We start from the raw sequence: 3780 nt of genomic DNA on the forward strand, positions 1-3780 counted from the left end.
GCATAACTTTTCACTCCTGACATTGAGCCACTTTTGGCTTTAATTTTTCCGTGAGCAGAAGTATTTTTACAAAAAGACTTAAGCGTTCCGCTATTACCCGACTCGGGTAAAGAACGATAAAAATCATTAAAAGATGAACTATTTTTTTTCATAAAAACACAAATGTCAGCAAGTTGCCTAACCGTTACTTTGTTTTTTCTTGAAATACCACAACCGTCAAATATTTTAAGACCTCTGACATCAATTCCTTTTGATTTCCAAAACTTAATTTCAACATCAGAGCCGAAATCAATTCCATCATATTTTGTCTTTTTTAATGCAATATGTTTTACAAAATGCTCTGCATAAAGATTATTACTATTCATATTTGTTCTATAAATTAAAGATGAAAGACGAGGAGATTTTGTTTCACAAATAAACTGTCTTTTTTCTGAATTTGTATTTTCGTTTTTTAATAATAATCTTCTAATACTTGTTGCTTCACCATTAACTTCTACTTCATTTTCTTTCAATTTTTGCATCAAATAAAAAGCTACAATATATGGTGGGTCAGGGATAGAAGCTTCAATTTCCAATTCTTCATTTTTTTTTCCTGCAACACCATGAATAACCCTGTGATTACTGTAATATTGACCTAAAATATCAAGATAAAAACCTTCATTAACTAATCTTATTTTATTAACGATTTTTAATTCAGGAATAAAAGGATCCATTTTATTTGAGTCAACTAAATATTCGCATTTTATAGAAGGGTCAAAACTCAATTTAAATTTGTTTTCAAAAATTGACAATCCTGATGCAGCCGTGCCGTAGTATGCAGCAATATCTTCCCATGTCCAGCTTGTAGGAACTATTTCCGTATCAAAAATCTGAGCATCAGCAATAATATTTCCGTTTATCTTTTTTATACCCACATTTTTTATTGCCTCAACCCATTGGATTAAAAAGTCAGGTTCGTAATATGTATTTTTATATACTTTTGAGCCAAGTGCAGGATCACCTCCTCCTTTAATATAAATATTTCCGTTAAGCGTTTGTGTTTCAGTATCAATTTCACCATCATATTCAATCTTTGTAACAAATCGCTTGTTTTTTCCAAGAATTTCAAATGCCGTGGCAGTTGTTAATAGTTTTAATGACGAAGCAGGAACTAAGCTCAAATCAGGATTGTATGAAATAATATTTTTTTCACTATCAATATCCGTAAAATAAAAACTAATTGATGAGTTATAAAAAACAGAATCATTTATAAAAGCCTCTATTACCTTTTGCAATACATTGGAACTATCCTTATCAGAAAATACTTTTGAACCTTTTAATTCCTTTTTGCTTTGCTTAGCTATATTTTTTTCAACTACTTTATTTTCTTGGTTTTGCCCACAGGCAAAAAGAAATATTAATGATAAAAATAGGAATAGGATTTTTTTCATAAATATATTAATTTAGAAAATGAGCAATAACATTCACATATTATTTAAATTCAGGATATTTACCTGTGTAATTAAAAGGAGTAATTTTCAACAACTGCTCTTTAGTTTCTTTTGAAATATCAAGACTATTAATAAATTTATGTATTGATGATTTGTCAATTCCCTTGTTTGTACGAGTCAGCTCCTTAAGTGCTTCATAAGGGTTTGGATAAGAAATTTTCCGTAAAATAGTTTGAATAGCTTCTGCTACAACAGCCCAATTATTTTCGAGGTCTTCATCAATTATATCTTTGTTTAACTGAAGTTTTTCAACCCCTTTGTCAATTGATTTTAAAGCAATTAATGAATGTGCAACAGGCACTCCAATATTTCGTGTAACAGTTGAATCCGTGAGGTCTCGTTGTAATCTTGAAACTGGTAATTTTGCACTTAAATGTTCAAAAAGTGAATTTGCAATACCAATATTTCCTTCTGCATTTTCAAAATCAATAGGATTAACTTTATGAGGCATAGCAGAAGAACCTACTTCATTCTTTTTAATTTTTTGTTTAAAATATCCTAAAGAAATATATGTCCACATATCACGACAAAGGTCTAAAAGTATGGTATTGATTCTTTTAAGATTATCAAAAAGTGCAGAAATATTATCGTAATGCTCAATTTGTGTTGTAAACTTTTGTCTTTGTAATCCAAGTTTGAACATAAAAGAATCGGCAAATTCCATCCAATCAATTTCGGGATATGCGACATAATGGGCATTAAAATTCCCTGATGCACCTCCAAATTTTGCTTTTGCAGAAATTGCCTTCAATAGTTTTGTTTGCTCTTCGAGCCTGTCAACAAACACCATTATTTCTTTTCCAAGTTTTGTAGGGCTGGCAGCTTGTCCGTGAGTTCTTGAAAGCATTGAAATGTCCTTCCATTCAACCGCTTTGTTTTTCAATAATTTCATAGTGTTAAACAAAAACGGGATATAATTTTTGTGAACTCCATCAAGAATTGACAAGGGAACAGCAGTATTATTTATGTCCTGAGATGTAAGTCCGAAATGAATAAATTCTTTAAAATCCGACCATTTGTTTTTATCAAAATATTCTTTCAAAAAATACTCAACAGCCTTTACATCATGGTTTGTAGTGGATTCTATTTCTTTTATTCTTTGAGCATCTTCCACAGAAAAATTCGAATAAATATCTCTCAATTTTTCAAAATCATTTGCATTAAATCCCTTTAGCTCAGGCAAAGGCAATTCACACAATTCTATGAAATACTCTACTTCAACATACACCCTATAACGAATAAGAGCATACTCGGAAAAATAATTTGACAATACTTTTGTCTTTTCGGCATATCTGCCGTCAATAGGTGAAATAGCTAATAAATTGAATTCTGACATATATAATTTTTCTTTCAAAATTAAGAATATGCTTTGATTCTTTGCTTATGAAATTTAATTATCTTGATAATGTTAAATTTTTGTTACTCCTCAGCAACTTTGCAAAAAATAAAAGCCTCAGACTTCGTCTGTCGAAGACATGCTAAGTGTAATAAGAAGTAAAACTACGTCTGAGGCATATCTTTAAGTCTCAATATTTTATACCTACTGAGGAGTAACAATTTTTTCCTCACAAAGAAAACAATATTTTCCCCTATTACCTATAATTCAAATTCTTTACGCATTACCAAATTCTAGAAATAACAGAATATGACATCAATTTTCCTCTTTTACTATAGGTTTCTGTTCTTACAAATCCTACATCTTTAACCAACCATTTTACAGTTTTGACATAAACCTTAATAAAACCAATTTTTGTAAGAACATCTGAAGTAACTTTATAGGCTTTATAAGTTCCGGCAGGTACTGTAATAGATTCTGTTGCTACTTTTGTATTAGTAACATCAACTCTAAGAGTAATTATTTTCATTCCTTCATTTAATACCACCGCTTCTACTAATGCATCGGGCAATGTCATACCATCTGTCATCTTTTTGGGATATATTAAATTTTCTACTTTGTACTCAATATCCATTGCCTCATAAGGTTGCAGTTGTTCTTCACTAAGCATTCCTTTCATATCAACTACAAAATTTTCACCATCACAATAATAAGTTACTTCTGTCTTCCCAATACTTTCACCATTATCAAATGATTCAGATTCAATAACAATTTCCTGTTTCCCATTAACTGTTTTTACGGAAAGAACTTCAGAAGTAGAAGTACTGGTAAGTTTATCTTTTTTATCAAAATACTGAGTTTCATATTTTGAACCTACTTTTATTGGAATATATGCTTCACATTCTTGTGAAAAAACAGTAAATGAAAATGCTAAAAACAAAATAATAAATGTAA

Annotated in this window: 3 protein-coding genes; all 3 read right to left on the reverse strand. The window is 30.1% G+C overall.

What is annotated here, in order from left to right; all coding sequences use genetic code 11:
- Positions 1 to 1430, reverse strand: a 1430-nt coding sequence (dacB, locus tag U9R42_13670) for a D-alanyl-D-alanine carboxypeptidase/D-alanyl-D-alanine-endopeptidase (protein MEA3497070.1), incomplete at its 3' end; no start/stop codon positions are given.
- Between the two features lie 40 nt (positions 1431 to 1470).
- Positions 1471 to 2826 carry an adenylosuccinate lyase gene (purB, locus tag U9R42_13675; GenBank protein ID MEA3497071.1) on the reverse strand — a complete coding sequence of 452 codons (1356 nt, stop codon included), beginning with the start codon at positions 2824 to 2826 and terminating at the stop codon, positions 1471 to 1473.
- 283 nt (positions 2827 to 3109) lie between these two features.
- A partial coding sequence (locus tag U9R42_13680; GenBank protein MEA3497072.1) for a hypothetical protein occupies positions 3110 to 3780 on the reverse strand: 671 nt, incomplete at its 5' end.

Source organism: Bacteroidota bacterium (assembly GCA_034723125.1).
Classification (GTDB): domain Bacteria; phylum Bacteroidota; class Bacteroidia; order CAILMK01; family JAAYUY01; genus JAYEOP01.